This is a genomic window from Streptomyces piniterrae, assembly GCF_005048155.1.
GTDB classification, from domain to species: domain Bacteria; phylum Actinomycetota; class Actinomycetes; order Streptomycetales; family Streptomycetaceae; genus Streptomyces; species Streptomyces piniterrae.
Window position 1 is genome coordinate 701,807 of record NZ_SUMB01000002.1, and the last position, 14,719, is coordinate 716,525.

Here is a 14,719-nt window from a genome sequence, read left to right on the forward strand (position 1 = left end):
CCGCGACGCAGCCGCCCGTTTCCGCCGCCCCGGAGCCATGGCCGCGTGGTGCGACCCGCGGTTACACTCCGGCCGTGACCAGCGCAGACGCGGCGCGGACAGCGTCACCCGGCGCACCGGCTCCGAGGGAACCCGAGAGGTGGGCCGGGGCGGAACCATGCCGGGGGCTCGACCGCCGGAGTCTGCTGGGGCTCGGCGTCGGCGGGCTCGCCGCCGTCCTGACCGGATGTTCGGCGGAGTCCGACCCCGTGCGTCGGCTGCGGTTCGCCACGGGGCCACCGGGCGGGCCGTACCACGCCTTCGGCCGGGCGTTGGCAGCGGCCGTCGGCAAGAGCGGTCACCGGCTGGAGATCGTTCCCGTAACCACCTCGGCGAGCGTCGACAACCTGCGCAGGCTCGAACGGGGTTCGGTGGAGCTGGCACTGGCGATGGCCGACGTCGCCGAGGACGCGGCGCACGGCCGGGCGGAGTTCTCCCGGCCGGTCCCGGTCAGGGCGCTGGCCCGGGTCTATGTGAACTACACTCACCTCGTCGTCCCCGCGCACGGACCCGTGCGAACGGTGCGGGATCTGGCCAGGCGACCGGTCGCCGCCGGGGCGGCGGGGTCGGGTGTCCAGGTGCTGGCCGGCCGGCTGCTGAAGGCGGCCGGGCTGACGGGTGACAGAGCGGTGCGCGAGCTGCGGCTCGGCCTCACCGAGTCGGCGCGGGCACTGCGTGAGGGCACGGTCGACGCGCTGATCTGGTCCGGAGGCGTGCCGACTGCCACGCTGTCGGAGCTCGCACGGACCATGCCGTTGCGCTTTCTGCCGCTGGACGGCTTCGTGGCCCCGCTGCGCGAGCGCTACGGCCCGGTGTACACGACCGTCACGCTTCCGGCAGGGGCGTACGGACTGCGGGAGCCCGTGGGCACCATCGGTGTCGGCAACTACCTGACGGCGCGGGCCGATGTGCCGGCAGATGCGGTGCAAGAACTGCTCCAGGTGGTGTTCGACCAATGGCGCGACCTGCTGCGGGACGTGACGGCGGGGGCGCGGCTGGAGCCCCGTTACGCCATCTCCACCGGCGGCGTGCCGCTGCACAAGGGCGCGGTCGCCTACTACCGCTCCGCGTACGGTTAGGGCCCTGCCCTGACCCATCGGACACGCCCTAGGCCCGCTCCTTGCCCTCCGGCAGCAGCAGTTCCACCGCGAGGCCCCGTGGAGTGTTGCGGCCGACGGAGAGCCGGCCGCCGCTGACACGGGCGATCTCGTCGGCGATGGCCAGCCCCAGCCCGCTGCCGGGCGTGTTCTGGTGCTGGGCGCCGCGGACGAAACGCCTCAGCAGCGTGGGCAGTTGCTCCTCGGGCACTCCGGGGCCGTCGTCGGCGACGGACACGACGACGTCACCGTCCCGGAGCGCGGCGCGCACCTCGACGCGGCCGCCCGGCGGTACGAACTTGGCGGCGTTGTCGAGCAGTGCGTCCAGTACGCGGCCCACCGCGTCGGGCAGGACCCGCACGCGCAGGCCGTCGCCGACGTCCTCCGTCAGATCGATACCGGCCTTGCGGAAGACGGAGCCCCAGGCCGTCACCCGCTCCCGTACCGCCGCCGACACGTCCTGGTCGGCCAGTTCGGCGGTGCCGGACTCCACCCGGGCCAGTGCGAGCAGTCCGTCGAGCAGTTCCCCCAGCCGTTCGGCCTCGTCGAGTGCGCGGGAGAACTCTGCCTGTCCGGGGCCGGGGCGAAGGTGCGGCTCGATGTTCTCCAACTGGAGCACGAGGGTCGCCAGCGGGTTGCGCAGCTGGTGGGAGGCGTCGGCGACGAAGTCACGCTGACGGCTGAGGGAGTCGGCAACGGCCTCCGCCATGCTGTTGAAGTGCCGCCGCAGACGACGTAGTTCGGGCGGTCCGGTATCGGAGGCGGCCCGCGCCTGCAGGCTGCCGGCGGCCAGGCCCTCCACGGCCCGGTCCAGGTCACGCACCGGACGCATCAGCCAACGGGTGATCCCCACCGCGACCAGCGCCGCCGTGGTGAACGCGGCGATCGCGCCCACCGCGATGAGCGTCGAGCGGACGGCCACATCCCGCCGCGCCGCGTCCGTGGGCGCGGCCAGCACAACGGCTCCGCTCACCCGCTCGTCCTGGCCCACCGGTTCGGCCAGCACCACGCTGGACGGGCCCCAGGGCCAGATCGTCGGCAACTGAGCCGTCGGGCGGCCGGTCAGTGCCTGGTTGCGGGCGTCCACCGCCAGGGCCGCGGCCGCCGCCCTGGCGCCCGGCCCGGCCCGCGCGACCGGGTGCCCCACCGCGTCCACGACCAGCACACCCGCCCCGTACAGCTCGGCGTACCGGCCGATTTCGGCGGACAGCTCGGAGCGGTCGGTCGCGGTGCGCACCCGGTCGGCGAGATCGGCGAACCGCGCCGCGTCGGCACGCCGCTGGAGCAGCAGACGCTCGGTCCTGCTCTGCGCGAGAGTGCCGGCCAAGGGCACGGAGAGCAGCAGCACCGCCGCTCCCATGAGCACGATCAGCACGGCCAGCAGTCTGCGCCTCATGGGCCGTCGTCCTGGTCTGCCGCGCCGAGCTGGTAGCCGAAGCCACGGACCGTACGGATCAGGCCCGGTCTGCCGGTCTTGGCGCGGACGCCCGCCACATGGACGTCCAGCGAGCGCGAGGCGGTCAGGTACACATCGCCCCAGATGCGGTCCAGGATTTCCTCGCGGGAGTGCACCTCGCCCGGCCGCGCGGCCAGGAACGCCAGCACGTCGTACTCCCGGCGGGTCAGCCGTACCTCGGCCCCCGCCACCGTGACGGTACGGGCGGCCGGGTCGATCTCGACGTCACCGGTGCGCACCGGCCCGCCGGTGTCCCCTCCGCCGATGTCCTTCCCGCCGGAGGAGGGGTCCGTGCGGCGGCGTACGGCGTCGATACGGGCCATCAGCTCGACCGTCCGGAACGGCTTGACCACGTAGTCGTCGGCGCCCGCGCGCAGCCCCTGCACGATGTCGCGCTCCCCGCAGCGTGCCGTGACGACGATCAGGGGCGCGTCGCAGACAGCGCGCAGTCGGCGCAGCAGCTCAAGTCCGTCCAGGTCGGGCAGCCCCAGGTCGAGCAACACGAACTCGGCCTCGTGCGCATGCTGCAGCGCGTCCGAGGCCCGGCCGACCCTGCGGACGGTGTGCCCGCGCTGAGCGAGAGCGGTGACGAGGGCGTGGGCCATACGGTCGTCGTCCTCGACGAGAAGTGCATGCATGCGACCCCTGTCATCCCCCTGTCACCTGGGACAGGTGTGCCTTCTGGCATATCCCATCGGCGGGCGTTGCGGAAGAGGCGGACGTGCCCGCAGGCTGCGGCACGGTCGGCGCCGCGCCACAGCCTGCAACCGCAGTCGCTGAAAGATCAGCTCTTGGCTTCTTGCAGGGGAGAGCCCGGCTCGACGGCCGATCCGGCCTCGGCCTCGGCCTCGGCACGGCTGAGCGCGACGTTGCGGGTGTCCGGCATCAGGACGTACGTGATCAGGGAGACCAGCGCACACCCGGACACGTACCAGAAGAACATGCTCTCGTGGCCCGCGTCCTTGAACCACAGCGCCACATACTCCGCCGTACCGCCGAAGAGCGCGTTGGCGATCGAGTAGGGCAGTGCCACGCCCAAGGCACGGACCCCGGTGGGGAACAGCTCCGCCTTCACGGCCGCGTTGATCGAGGTGTAACCGGTGACGATCACCAGGGCGAGCAGTGACAGGCTCAGCGCCGACCAGTACGACGACGCGGACCGCAGCGCGGTCATGATCGGGTACGTGCCGACGGTGCAGCCGACCGCGAAGGTGATCAGCAGCGGGCGGCGGCCTATACGGTCGGACAGCGCCCCGGCGAAGGGCTGCAGTACGGCGAAGACCGTCAGCGAGGTGAAACTCACCAGCGTCGCGGTGGACTTCTCCATGCCCGCACTGCCGATCAGGTACTTGGTCAGATACGTGGTGTACGTGTAGTAGGCCACCGTGCCGCCGAGGGTGAGCGCCATCACCAGGAACGCCTGACGGCGGTGCAGCCACAGCGCCTTCAGCGTGCCGCGCGAGTCGTCCCGCCGGCCACCGCCCGCCGACATCTCGGCGAACGCCTCCGTCTCCTGCAGACGTCGCCGCAGCCAGAAGACGACCACCGCGAAGAGCGCGCCCAGCACGAACGGGATCCGCCACCCCCAGCTCTCCAGCTCGTCCTTGCTGAGGGTGTGCTGCATGGTGATGAGGATGCCCAGACCGAGCAGCTGGCCGCAGGTCATCGACACGTACTGCATCGACGACCCCAGCCCCCGGCGCCCGCGGGCCGACGCCTCGGTCAGATAGGTGGCGCTCGCAGCGTATTCGCCGCCGATGCTCATCCCCTGCAACAGCCGGGCCAGCAGCAGGACCAGCGCGCCGAAGTAGCCGGCCTGCCCGTAAGTGGGGGCGACGGCGATGAGCAGGGCCGCCAGCGACATCATGGCGACGGTGAGGGTGAGCGCGCTCTTCCGCCCGTGACGGTCGGCGGCACGTCCGAGGATCCAGCCACCGACCGGACGCATCAGAAAGCCGACGGCGAAGATGCCTGCCGTGTTCATCAGCTGCGTGGTCGGGTTGTCGCCGGGGAAGAAGGAGTCGGCGAAGTAGATCGCGAAGGTGGCGTAGACGAACCAGTCGTACCACTCGACGAGATTTCCGAGCGACCCACCGATCAGGGCGAGACGGCGTTTCGCGCGCTCACCGTCGGGTCGTGTTTCGCGCATGCTGGCGGACGGTGACATGGCGGCTCCCGATGAGAAGACCCCTGGTCGGAGGGGTGATGACGTGCCCAGAGCATGCGCGCGTAAGGATGCCGTAACAAGGCCGTTCGGGCAGATCTAACATCCCGTTAAGAAAGGGTGTGAGGGAGCCAGGTACCCGCGTCAGGCCCCGCTGGTTGTCCGCGCAGCCCCCGCTGGTTGTCCGCGCAGCCCCTGCCGGTTGTCCGCTCAGCCCTCGGCCCAGGCTTCTTCCGCCTCGCGCGCGGCGTCGTAGGCGCGACGGGCGGCGGAGACTGCCGGGAGATGCGCCTCGGACCAGTCCGTGATGGCACGGAAGAGCGGCGACAGGGTGCGGCCCAGACCGCTGATCTCGTACTCCACCCGCGGCGGGATCTCGGCGTGGTAGGTGCGGATGACCAGGCCATCGCGTTCGAGCTGGCGAAGGCGCTGGGTGAGGACTTTGGGGGTGATGGTCGGCAGGTGCCGCTGCAGCTCGTTGAAGCGCAGCCGGCCGTGGTGTTCGAGGACCCACAGGATGGGAGTGGTCCAGCGGCTGAACACCAGGTCCACCACCGGGTTGATCGGGCACGCCTGCTCCACGGGGTCGGCCACGGCCGCCTCCTTCCGCTCCTGGCCCGCGATCATCGAGATCCGACAAGGGCACTTCCCTGCCGAAAACCACTATATCGAGGAAACTACCCCGCAGAAGTCGAGCCGAGGGGAGTCGAACCGATGGTCACCACTCGTGCCCAGGCGGGAGGCGAGTTCGGGATGTAGTCGGGGTTGTCCTCGTTCCACGACCGGGACTGCCGAGGGAACAGGCCCACCACTGTCCGGCACGCTGGTTGTCTGCTCGGCCAGGGCGTCTGTCCGTCCGTCAGGACCACGATGACATCCGGTCCAGGCCGCGCTCGGAGCGCCCTGGCGAAGCCCGTACGGAGATCCGTACCCCCACCGCCGATCAGCGGTATGCCCTCGGCACGGCACAGCGGGTCCGCGATCCTGGCCGCCGCGTCGCACGACAACACGGTGACCAGGTCGCGGCGGCCGCCCACCGCACGGGAGATCGCGGCGACCTCGAGGATCGCGCTGCCCAGTTCGGTGTCACTGACCGACCCGGACGTGTCGATGACCACGGACACCCGAGGCGGCCTGCGCCGCAGGCTCGGCAGCACCACCCCGGGCACCCCGGCCGAGCGCCGCGACGGCCGGCCGTAGGAGTAGTCCTCGCCCGCACCGGGGCCGGAGGCCGCCGAGCGGACCGCCGCTCCCAGCAACTCCCGCCACGGCTGCGGCGGATGGAACGCCTCCTCCGCCCACCGCCGCCACCCCTTCGGGGCGTTCCCCGGGCGGCCGTTGATGCCCTGCGCCACCCGGAACCGGACCGCGTCCCGTTCCTGCTCGCTGAGGCCGTGCGCGCCGTCCGGCCCCAGGTCCCAGTCCCGTTCCAGTCCGTCCGCGCCACTGCCGCAGTCCAGCCAGGCCAGGCTCTGCGTATACGGGCCGAGCCGGAACTGGCGCAGATAGTCCTCCATGAGCTCACCCGTGGGCAGCCCCAGGGACTCCGGATCGACAGCGCCTTCGGGCCGGGCCAGCCCGTCCCCGAACACATCGTCGTTGATCTCGAAGTCCGCGGCGATGTTCATCCGCAGGCGTTCCCCCGGGCCGGTCAGCCCGCGCTCGCGTGCGACCCGGTCACTGCGTCCGTGATGGTCGCGCAGCAGATGGGACACCTCGTGGACCCATACGCCCGCCAGTTCCTCCACCGGCATCTGGTCCACGAACGTCGGCGAGACGTAGCACCGCCAGTGCTGGTCGACGGCCATGGTGCGTACCCGCTGCGACTCCACGGGGTGCAGGGCGAACAGCGCGGTCGCCAGGTAGGGCCGGACCCGGGCGGCGTGCAGCCGGGCGGCGAAGAGCTTGTCGAGGTCCAGTGTCGGCGTCTCGGGTGCGTCCGCGGTCATCGGGCGAGGACCTCCATCGGTGTCCGTGGTCATCGGCCCACCTTCTGTCCGGCCCTCGTGCCCTGACCGGCCTTCGCGGTGACCGAGGTCCGGGCCGCCGCGTCGTCCGCCCGCCGGGACAGCGACACCACTCCGGCGAGCCGCTCGATCGATGCCGGAACGTCCCAGTCCGCACGACGCAGGCTGGCGAGAGTGTTCGCGGGCACGACCACCAGGTCGGGGGCTCCGGTCTCCACCGCCCGGACCAGAATCGCCCACGCCGCGTCCCACCGGGGCCTCTCGGGGCGCTTGCGGACGGCCTCCACCACACCGTCCAGCACGGCCTGGCGCAGATCCCCGCGCTCGGGCAGGTCGGCACCCGCCGGGTCGGCGAGCAGCACCTCGGGGTCCGGGAGATCCATCCGGTCCAGGCTCGCCAGCAGCTCCAGCCCGGGACCGTCTCCCACCGTGCCTCTGACCAGCAGGGAAAGTACGTCCCGGGAGGAGCCCGCCGCGGTCGCGAAGGCGATCAGGCGCAGGGTCATCTCCCAGCTGCGGGGGGACGGCCAGGCACCGCCCCGGCGGGCTTCGCTGCTGGGCAGTTGATGCACGAGTTTGGGGCGGGCGCCGAGGAGCCCGCACACCGCGCGGCGGGCGAAGTCCACGGCCTCCGGCAACTTCTCCGGGGCGAGCCGAGGCAGGGTCGCCCGCGGCCAGGTCCCACCCAGACCACGTACGACGACGTCGTGGTCATGGGCCCACTGAAGGTGAACGAACCGGTTGGCCAGCGGCGGACTCAGCTCCCAGCCGTCGGCTGCCGAGGAGCGCGGGTTGGCGGCGGCCACGATCCGGACCCCGGGCGGCAGTTGCAGGGCGCCGATCCGTCGCTCCAGCACCAGGCGGAGCAGGGCGGCCTGCACGGCCGGCGGTGCCGTGGACAGTTCGTCGAGGAACAGCAGCCCCCGGCCGGCTCGTACGAGTCGCACCGCCCAGTCCGGCGGGGCCATCGGGACACCGTGTTCCGCTGGATCGTCTCCGACGATCGGCAGCCCCGAGAAGTCGGACGGTTCGTGCACACTGGCGATCACCGTGGTCAGCGGAAGGTCCAGGGCCGCGGAGAGTTGTGTCAGTGCCGCGGTCTTGCCGATTCCCGGCTCACCCCACAGGAGCACGGGCAGGTCGGCGGCCACCGCCAGCGTCAGCGCCTCCAGTTGGGTGTCGGGGCGCGGTTCCGTGGTGGCGTCGCTCAGCAGGGTCAACAACTCGTCGGCGACGTCGAGTTGGGAGGCGGTGGCCGGGGCGGAGGCGGTGTCGGCCGGGGCGGACGGAGTGCATGTGGGCATGTTTGATCACCTGTGGGTTGGTGGGGAAAGTGAAGTGGGTTGCGGGGGAGGAGCCCCGGTCAGCTGAAGGTGGCGCGGCGTGGGCGTGAGCGGCGGTCACGGGGGCGGCGACGGTCAGGGTGGACGATGCGGCCGGGCGCAGGTCCGATCAGGCCCGCTCTGAACAGTCCGTAGGTGATGCGCCGCTGCGCGGCCGCCTCCAACTCGTCCCGGAGCGCACCGTTGCGCAGCAGCGCGTCGGGGCCCAACAGACCCTCGACGACGGCCAACGCACCGGCTGTGTCGCCATGGTCCAGGCGTTCACGTACGTCGGTGAGGCACTCCGGATGGCGGTGCGCTTCGTCGATCGCCTGTAGGCAGGGCACTGGAGTTCCGGTCAGAGCGGCCAGCAGTTCCTCCCGCCGGATCTCGGCCGGGTCGTGATCCAGCGGGGCCAGTACGCCGTTCACCAGGCCGATCCGATGCCGAGCTCCCCGGCACTCCACGAGGTGTGGTTGTCCTGCCCGATCCGCAATCCGGGGCGAGCCGGCCGGTGAGTGGTCCGGTGAGTGCTCTGGCGAGTGGTCCTGTGAATGGTCCGGTGAGTGGTTCGGGACGAGTGCCGAGGCGACCAGCGGGTGCAGCCGATCGACCTCGATCGAACCAGTGCGGAGCAGTTCCAGATCGGGCAGCACCCAGGTCGCCGCGTCGGGCAGTACGGGCAGCGCGGGCAGCGCGGAGACAACGCCATCCGCGGACGCCGCCGAGAGCCGCAACGCGGGCGGCCCCACACCGTCGTTGTCCGCGACCAGGTCCAGCACCAGCCGATGCCGGGCCCCGAACCGTACGAGGAAAGTGCCCTCGGACCGTCCCTCGGCGCGGAGCAGAATGCGCGCTTCGGCGGCCCAACGGTCAACGGCACAGCGACGCCCCGGCGGCACCATCCCCAACACCTCTGGGTCCACTGGCAGTTCCGGGTCCGTCGGCAGTTTTGGGTCCACCGGCAGTTCCGGGTCCGTCAAAAAACCGCCGTTGTCTTCGGCCGGCCGATCGGCCCCGGACCGGATCCGCAGTTCATCGGTCCTGCGTACGTCCCACAAGTGGCGGTGCAGGTCGAGGCGGAACCGCCGGTTGGGGCGGGGATGCGGATGGCGGCGGTCGCCGGCCTCGGAGTGGGATCCGTCCCACAGCGCGAGGCTGATCCGCTGACCGGCATCCGCCCAAGCCGGCGGAGTCCGGGCCACGAGGTGTACCGCGCATGTGCCATCACGCCCTGGAGCGTCGTACCGAGCCAGCGAGAGGGTAAGACCCGGGCGCAGCAGCCCGTCAGGAGCGATCCTCGGCATGTGCCAGCGCAACAGATCAGGAGCCAAATGGCGGAGATCGGCCCGGACTTGCGCTGCCAGTTCCTGGCCGTGGCTACGCGCCACGGAACGCAGATTGAAGTCGATATCGATGCCTGCGGCGGCACATGCCCCCGCCCAGTCCCCGGCACATCGGCGGGCGGTCGCAGTCTCGATCATGGAGGGCGGCACGGCGAACTCGCGCACGCGCAGCCAGAAGGAATAGCGGGAATCCCCAGTCGCGGTCTGAGTGAGCATCAGCACTCACCTTGCGCGGACGGGGCCCCCAATCTCACAACAGAAGGAGTCGTCATCGGTGTGATCATAACCATCCTCGCCTGGATGTGCCAGGGCCCCCGTTGTGCGCCACATCGTGAAGCGATGAGACTCACGGTGGGAGGAGGGAAGACGCCGAGGTGACCAACCGTCAGGCGATCGCCGACTACAGGGCGGGGAGTCCCCCCAGTGCGGGAATGATGCCGGCGTTGATTTCCGGACCTTCGTTGAAGGGCTGGGCCGGTGCGGCGAGGGCGACGCTTCCCAGGGAGAGCAGAACGGCGGTTGCCAGGACGGTGAAGGAACGGCGAATGTGCTTCATTGAGTCCTCTCGCTGCGTGCGCACTGCGCCAGTACGCACGGCATGTGGTTTCGGTTGAGAGGCCCCGGGGCTAGCGGAGCGACCGCCAGGAGGGTTTCCCTCACTCCACCTGCGCAAACGCACAGTCACTCGGGTGATGCAGAGGGTGAGGGAAGAGTGCGGGGGACCGCAGGCCCATCGGAAGAATTTCGCGGAAGCGCCATCCATTAGCCGCTCTCAGACGTATCTCCACACGGGGGGATGGGTTCAGGAGGGAAGCTCATGGCGATTTTCCATCACCTTATTCCCGCGAAACACAGGCACCACAGGAAGGACTTCTTCACCTCAAGCGGCAGTGACACCAGTGACCGTCGCCGTCGTCGTCGGCGCCGCCGTCGTCGTCGCCGTACCTCTCACGGCCGCTGGTAACCGTGTATGACGGCTGAGCGGGCCGGAGCCCGGAGTTCCGGCCCGCTGGGCCGCGATCTCTGAGGAATGCATGCCCATGGTGCGTGTCCCGCGGCATGTCCTGCGGCGTCTGCTCTCGGTGGGCGAGGATCCCGACGCCATCGTCGCCGCCGCCCCACCGGTGCCCCTGCGTGCGGTTTTCCGGCGTTTCTGGCCTTACACGCGCGGTGGTCGGCGCTGGATGGTTCTCCTCCTCTGCTTCAGCGTGATCGGGCCCGTGCTCGACGGTGCCGAGATCTGGCTGTTCAAGCTCGTGGTGGACGATGTGCTCGCGCCGCGCGATCTGAGCCCGTTCCTGTGGATCGCCCTGGCCTACCTGGGGCTCGTCGTCGGATCCGGCGTGCTGGGGTTCGCCGACGACGTGCTGTCCACCTGGGTCAGCGAGCGGTTCCTGCTGGCCCTGCGGGCGGATGTGTTCCGGCATGTCCAGAGTCTCTCGCTCGGGTTCTTCGAACGGCGCCGGCTGGGGGACGTGCTGTCGCGGGTCACGGGCGATGTCGACGCGGTGGAGACGTTCCTGCTCTCAGGCGTGGCGAACGCCCTCTACTACCTGATCCAGGTGGGCGTGTTCCTCGGCCTGCTCTTCTACCTGCAGTGGGACCTGACCCTCCTCGCACTCGTCATCGTGCCGCTGTTCTGGAGGGCGGCCCGCCACTTCTCCCGGCTGATCAAGGACGCCTCACGGGAGCGCAGACGCCGCAGCGGCTCGATCAGCGCGATCGCCGAGGAGTCACTCGGCAATGTCGCACTGGTCCAGGCGTACAACCGGCAGGGCTGGGAGCAGCGCCGCTTCGAACGCGAGAGTGTGGGCAAGTTCCGGGCGGCGATGACGTCGGCCCGGATCCGTGCCGTCTACGGGCCGATCGTCGAGGTCGTCGAGGTGAGCGGCGCACTGGCCGTCATGGCCTTCGGGACGTGGAAGCTGGCGCAGGGCCAGCTCACGCTGGGCGGTCTGCTGGTCTTCCTCGCGCTCATCAGCAAGCTCTACAGTCCGCTGCGCGATCTGTCCCGCCTCAGCAACACCTTCTACGCGGCGTCCGCCTCCGCCGAGCGCATCATCGAGTTGCTGGACCAGCGCCCCCAGGTCGTCGAGGCCACCGGCGCCCGGCGGATCGGGCGCGCCCGCGGCGATGTGGAGTTCGACGGTGTCTCCTTCCGCTATCCGGGCACATCCCGGTGGGCACTGTCCGGAGTCTCGTTCCACGCGGCGCCCGGCGGGACACTGGCCCTGGTCGGGGCGAGCGGCGCCGGCAAATCCACGGCCGCCAAGCTGCAACTGCGCTTCTACGACCCGGATCGGGGCGCGGTCCGCCTCGACGGTGTCGACCTGAGGGACCTGCGGCTGTCGGAGCTGCGCGAGAGCGTCGCGGTGGTACTCCAGGAGACGCTGGTCTTCCACGGCACCGTGCGGGAGAACATCGCCTACGGCCGCCCGGAGGCGACCGAGGCGGACATCGTCGCCGCGGCCCGCGCCGCCGATGCGGACGAGTTCATCCGGCTGCTGCCTGAGGGCTACGACACCATGGTGGGCCAGCGTGGCCGGATGCTGTCGGGCGGGCAGCGCCAGCGACTCGCCATCGCCCGCGCGATGATCAGGGACGCGCCCATACTCCTGCTCGACGAACCGACCACGGGGCTGGACGCCCAGTCCGGTCGGCGGATCATGGAACCGCTGCGCCGTCTCATGGCCGGCCGCACCACCATCGTCATCTCGCACAACCTGCTCACCGTCCGCGACGCCACCTGCATCGTGGTGCTCGACCACGGCCGGGTCATCGAGTGCGGCACACACGAAGAACTGCTCGCGCACGGTGGGGCCTACGCCCGGCTGCACCGCCTGACCGCGGCGACAGCTCCCACGCCTGTCGGCACGCCACCCATGGGGAAGGTGCTGTCATGAGCCGAACCATCGCACCGCCCGCACCGCCGGCCGCACCCCTGGCGCCCGGAACCCGACCCGTGCCGGGCTACGAGGTCCTGGTGCACCTGGCGCGGACCGGCTGGCTCGACCTGTACGACGCCTGGAGCGAGGAACGGGACTGCCGGTGCGTGGTCAAGGTCCTACGCCCCGACCGCCGCCACGAGGAACGGCTGCGCGCGCAGCTGCTGCGTGAGGGCCGCTGGCTGCGGGCCTTCACCCATCCGCACTTGGTCCGTGCGTACGAGACCTTCGAGTCGCCCGAGCCGCTCGTCGTGCTGGAAACACTGACTGGCGAGACGGTGTCCCACCTCATCGACCGATTGCGGCGCCGCCCGTCCGCCGAGGACATCGCCCTGCTCGGTGTGCACCTGTGCTCCGCGATCCACTACCTCCATGGGCAGGGCCTGCTGCACCTCGACCTCAAGCCGTCCAACGTCGTGGTCGACTGCGGGCACGCCAAGGTGCTGGACCTCAGCGTCGCGCGGCCGCCCGGTATCGCTCCGGCGGGCGTCGGTACGTTCTGCTATCTCGCTCCTGAGCAGGCGCGCGGTGGAATGCTGACGGCCGCGGCCGATGTGTGGGGCATCGGTGTCACGTTGTACGAGGTCGCCACCGGAGACCCGCCGTTCGACTGCGGTGAGGTGGTGGACGAGACGGGGGAGGGGACGGGGAGCGGCGACGTCACCACCGGCGATGACCCGACCGGCCGGGACGACTGGTATCCGCAGCTGGAGGAGAGTGCGCCACCGGTCGGGTCGCGCCGGCGCCTCCCGCGTGATCTCGCGGCGGCCATCGACGGCTGTCTGCGGCCCGATCCGGCGGCCCGGCCCACGGTCCGGGAACTCGCCGCCGCCCTCGACGCGATCCTGCCATGGCAGCGGCGCCATGTGGCACCTGCGTGACGGTTGGGCGTTCCCGAGTGACGGTCGCGGGTTCCCGGACTACCGTGCCGTTTCGAAGTGTGCGGTGGCGAGGAGAGTGCCGTCGGCGGAGGTCAGGCGAGCGCCCGAGATGGTGGACGGGTCGACCGGCACCGGGGCTCCCCAGTAGCCGTAGCCGTCGTGGAGCGCGAACGTCCCGACTCGCACGGTGGTGCCGTTCGTACGCTCCAGCACGCAGGTGACCTTCCCGCTGTAGGAGATCCCGGCCTCGTCGAGGTCGACGGACATGTACATCCAGGCCGGTGATTCGGTATGGACGAAGACCTCACCGCCCGCCTGCCGATCGGTACCGGCCACCGTCAGATCGCCGCGCAGCAGGCCCGAACCGACCACGACGGACCGCGAGGGGGACGCCAGGTTCTCGATCGCCGTGCCGACGGCCCAGCCACCGAACCCGAAGGCCAGCGCGAAGGCGGCGAAGGCGGAGGCGACCTTCAGCCGTACCCGCCCACGGGACCGCTTGCGCGCGCGACCGGGCCCGCTCGGGTGCCGACGGCCGTCGCGTGCCGCCGCGGACTGGGCCAGTGACCGAGCCACCCGGGTCTCGAACCCGACCGGGGGCTCGCGGTCCGGCAGCAGGCCGAGCAGCCCATCGCCGACAAGCGTCAGCTGCCCCACGTACTCCCGGCACTCCGCGCAGCGGTCCAGATGCGCGACGGCCTCCGCCCGCTCGCGCCCCGGCAGCACTCCCAGAGCCAGCTCGGCGCCGATCTCCATCAGCTTTTCGCAGGTCACGTCCTTAGCCATGGTCGCCTCGCTTCGGAGACGTGAGCGTGGTCCGCAGTTTGCCCATCGCCGTCCTGATGCGCGTCTTGGCCGTGCCCAGCGGGACCTGCTCCCAGTCGGCGATCTGCTGAGCCGTCATTCCGTAGATGCCCGCCATCACCAGGGCACGGCCCTGTTCGCGCGGCAGTTGTGCCACGGCCGCCCGGAGTGTGGACGACGCTTCGTCGGCGAGCGCATGCTCCTCCGGGGTCTCGCTCACCACACCGAGGAGCGCGTCGAGGTCTTCGGGTGCCACCGGCTCCGGCCGGCGCGAGCGCATGGCGTCGATGGCGAGGTTGTGCGCGATGGTCGTCAGCCAGGTCGCCACCGAGCCTCGCCGGGAGTCGTAGACCTGCGCGTGCCGCCAAGCTCGCTCGAACGTCTGCTGCGCGATGTCCTCGGCGAGCTGTGTATCGCCGAGGACGGCGAGGGCGACACCGAAGACCCTGTGCTGGAACCTTCGTACGAAGGTCACCGCGAGTTCCGGGTCACCGGTGGCCAGACCGGACAGCAGAGCTTCGTCCGGGAGGCGGCCCACTGGGAACCCAAACGCCTGCATACCCATATATACGGACCGTCCCGGCCAGCGGATTGCCTGGCGACGGCGAGAGCTCACCTCCCTATTCTCCTCCGGTCCCACCGCCCAATCCATGCGGCTCGGCGCTCCGTATCCCGTACGAGCCGTGCGAGTCGTACGA

At 70.7% G+C, this 14,719-nt stretch carries 13 protein-coding genes; 3 read left to right on the forward strand and 10 right to left on the reverse strand.

Annotated elements, in window-relative coordinates; all coding sequences use genetic code 11:
- Window positions 1-74 precede the first annotated feature (74 nt).
- The gene (locus FCH28_RS07440; protein ID WP_246102501.1) at window positions 75-1,118 is read left to right on the forward strand and encodes a TAXI family TRAP transporter solute-binding subunit; all 1,044 of its coding nucleotides are present in this window, start codon (window positions 75-77) and stop codon (window positions 1,116-1,118) included.
- A gap of 28 nt (window positions 1,119-1,146) precedes the next feature.
- Here the strand turns inward: FCH28_RS07440 and FCH28_RS07445 are convergent, their stop codons facing one another.
- From FCH28_RS07445 to FCH28_RS37965, 8 genes are all read right to left on the reverse strand, one after another.
- Window positions 1,147-2,532 (reverse strand): sensor histidine kinase, encoded by a 1,386-nt coding sequence (locus FCH28_RS07445; RefSeq protein ID WP_136738879.1) that lies wholly within the window; start codon window positions 2,530-2,532, stop codon window positions 1,147-1,149.
- The gene (locus FCH28_RS07450; protein ID WP_136738880.1) at window positions 2,529-3,230 is read right to left on the reverse strand and encodes a response regulator transcription factor; all 702 of its coding nucleotides are present in this window, start codon (window positions 3,228-3,230) and stop codon (window positions 2,529-2,531) included. Before FCH28_RS07450 ends, FCH28_RS07445 begins: the two co-directional genes overlap by 4 nt.
- Window positions 3,231-3,376: 146 nt before the next feature.
- The gene (locus FCH28_RS07455) at window positions 3,377-4,741 is read right to left on the reverse strand and encodes an MFS transporter (protein WP_136738881.1); all 1,365 of its coding nucleotides are present in this window, start codon (window positions 4,739-4,741) and stop codon (window positions 3,377-3,379) included.
- A gap of 225 nt (window positions 4,742-4,966) precedes the next feature.
- The gene (locus FCH28_RS07460; RefSeq protein ID WP_136738882.1) at window positions 4,967-5,383 is read right to left on the reverse strand and encodes a winged helix-turn-helix transcriptional regulator; all 417 of its coding nucleotides are present in this window, start codon (window positions 5,381-5,383) and stop codon (window positions 4,967-4,969) included.
- A gap of 50 nt (window positions 5,384-5,433) precedes the next feature.
- The gene (locus FCH28_RS07465; protein ID WP_136739169.1) at window positions 5,434-6,705 is read right to left on the reverse strand and encodes a vWA domain-containing protein; all 1,272 of its coding nucleotides are present in this window, start codon (window positions 6,703-6,705) and stop codon (window positions 5,434-5,436) included.
- A 29-nt stretch (window positions 6,706-6,734) separates the two neighbouring features.
- Window positions 6,735-8,027, reverse strand: coding sequence for an AAA family ATPase (locus FCH28_RS07470; protein WP_136738883.1), 1,293 nt, complete (start codon window positions 8,025-8,027; stop codon window positions 6,735-6,737).
- A 59-nt stretch (window positions 8,028-8,086) separates the two neighbouring features.
- Window positions 8,087-9,607, reverse strand: a complete 1,521-nt coding sequence (locus FCH28_RS07475; protein ID WP_136738884.1) for a hypothetical protein — start codon at window positions 9,605-9,607, stop codon at window positions 8,087-8,089.
- A 184-nt stretch (window positions 9,608-9,791) separates the two neighbouring features.
- Window positions 9,792-9,947, reverse strand: coding sequence for a hypothetical protein (locus FCH28_RS37965; RefSeq protein WP_169314080.1), 156 nt, complete (start codon window positions 9,945-9,947; stop codon window positions 9,792-9,794).
- 484 nt (window positions 9,948-10,431) lie between these two features.
- Here FCH28_RS37965 and FCH28_RS07480 point away from each other — a divergent pair, with 484 nt between their 5' ends.
- On the forward strand, window positions 10,432-12,294 hold the full coding sequence (locus tag FCH28_RS07480) for an ABC transporter ATP-binding protein (RefSeq protein WP_136738885.1): 1,863 nt from the start codon (window positions 10,432-10,434) through the stop codon (window positions 12,292-12,294).
- Window positions 12,291-13,217 carry a serine/threonine-protein kinase gene (locus tag FCH28_RS07485; RefSeq protein ID WP_136738886.1) on the forward strand — a complete coding sequence of 309 codons (927 nt, stop codon included), beginning with the start codon at window positions 12,291-12,293 and terminating at the stop codon, window positions 13,215-13,217. Before FCH28_RS07480 ends, FCH28_RS07485 begins: the two co-directional genes overlap by 4 nt.
- 39 nt (window positions 13,218-13,256) lie before the next feature.
- Here the strand turns inward: FCH28_RS07485 and FCH28_RS07490 are convergent, their stop codons facing one another.
- The gene (locus FCH28_RS07490; RefSeq protein ID WP_136738887.1) at window positions 13,257-14,003 is read right to left on the reverse strand and encodes a zf-HC2 domain-containing protein; all 747 of its coding nucleotides are present in this window, start codon (window positions 14,001-14,003) and stop codon (window positions 13,257-13,259) included.
- Entirely contained in the window at window positions 13,996-14,580 is a 585-nt protein-coding gene (locus FCH28_RS07495; protein ID WP_136739170.1) for an RNA polymerase sigma factor, read from the reverse strand. The genes FCH28_RS07490 and FCH28_RS07495 overlap by 8 nt, the downstream gene beginning before the upstream one ends.
- Between the last annotated feature and the right edge of the window lie 139 nt (window positions 14,581-14,719).

Excerpts from the sequence above, each read along its gene's own strand:
- FCH28_RS07485 (WP_136738886.1), top strand. The coding sequence starts at position 12,291 with ATGAGCCGAACCATCGCACCGCCCGCACCGCCGGCCGCACCCCTGGCG.
- FCH28_RS07470 (WP_136738883.1), bottom strand. The coding sequence starts at position 8,027 with ATGCCCACATGCACTCCGTCCGCCCCGGCCGACACCGCCTCCGCCCCG.
- FCH28_RS07495 (WP_136739170.1), bottom strand. The coding sequence starts at position 14,580 with ATGCAGGCGTTTGGGTTCCCAGTGGGCCGCCTCCCGGACGAAGCTCTG.
- FCH28_RS07465 (WP_136739169.1), bottom strand. The coding sequence starts at position 6,705 with ATGACCGCGGACGCACCCGAGACGCCGACACTGGACCTCGACAAGCTC.
- FCH28_RS07480 (WP_136738885.1), top strand. The coding sequence starts at position 10,432 with ATGGTGCGTGTCCCGCGGCATGTCCTGCGGCGTCTGCTCTCGGTGGGC.
- FCH28_RS07450 (WP_136738880.1), bottom strand. The coding sequence starts at position 3,230 with ATGCATGCACTTCTCGTCGAGGACGACGACCGTATGGCCCACGCCCTC.
- FCH28_RS37965 (WP_169314080.1), bottom strand. The coding sequence starts at position 9,947 with ATGAAGCACATTCGCCGTTCCTTCACCGTCCTGGCAACCGCCGTTCTG.
- FCH28_RS07455 (WP_136738881.1), bottom strand. The coding sequence starts at position 4,741 with ATGCGCGAAACACGACCCGACGGTGAGCGCGCGAAACGCCGTCTCGCC.
- FCH28_RS07445 (WP_136738879.1), bottom strand. The coding sequence starts at position 2,532 with ATGAGGCGCAGACTGCTGGCCGTGCTGATCGTGCTCATGGGAGCGGCG.
- FCH28_RS07475 (WP_136738884.1), bottom strand. The coding sequence starts at position 9,607 with ATGCTCACTCAGACCGCGACTGGGGATTCCCGCTATTCCTTCTGGCTG.
- FCH28_RS07490 (WP_136738887.1), bottom strand. The coding sequence starts at position 14,003 with ATGGCTAAGGACGTGACCTGCGAAAAGCTGATGGAGATCGGCGCCGAG.
- FCH28_RS07460 (WP_136738882.1), bottom strand. The coding sequence starts at position 5,383 with ATGATCGCGGGCCAGGAGCGGAAGGAGGCGGCCGTGGCCGACCCCGTG.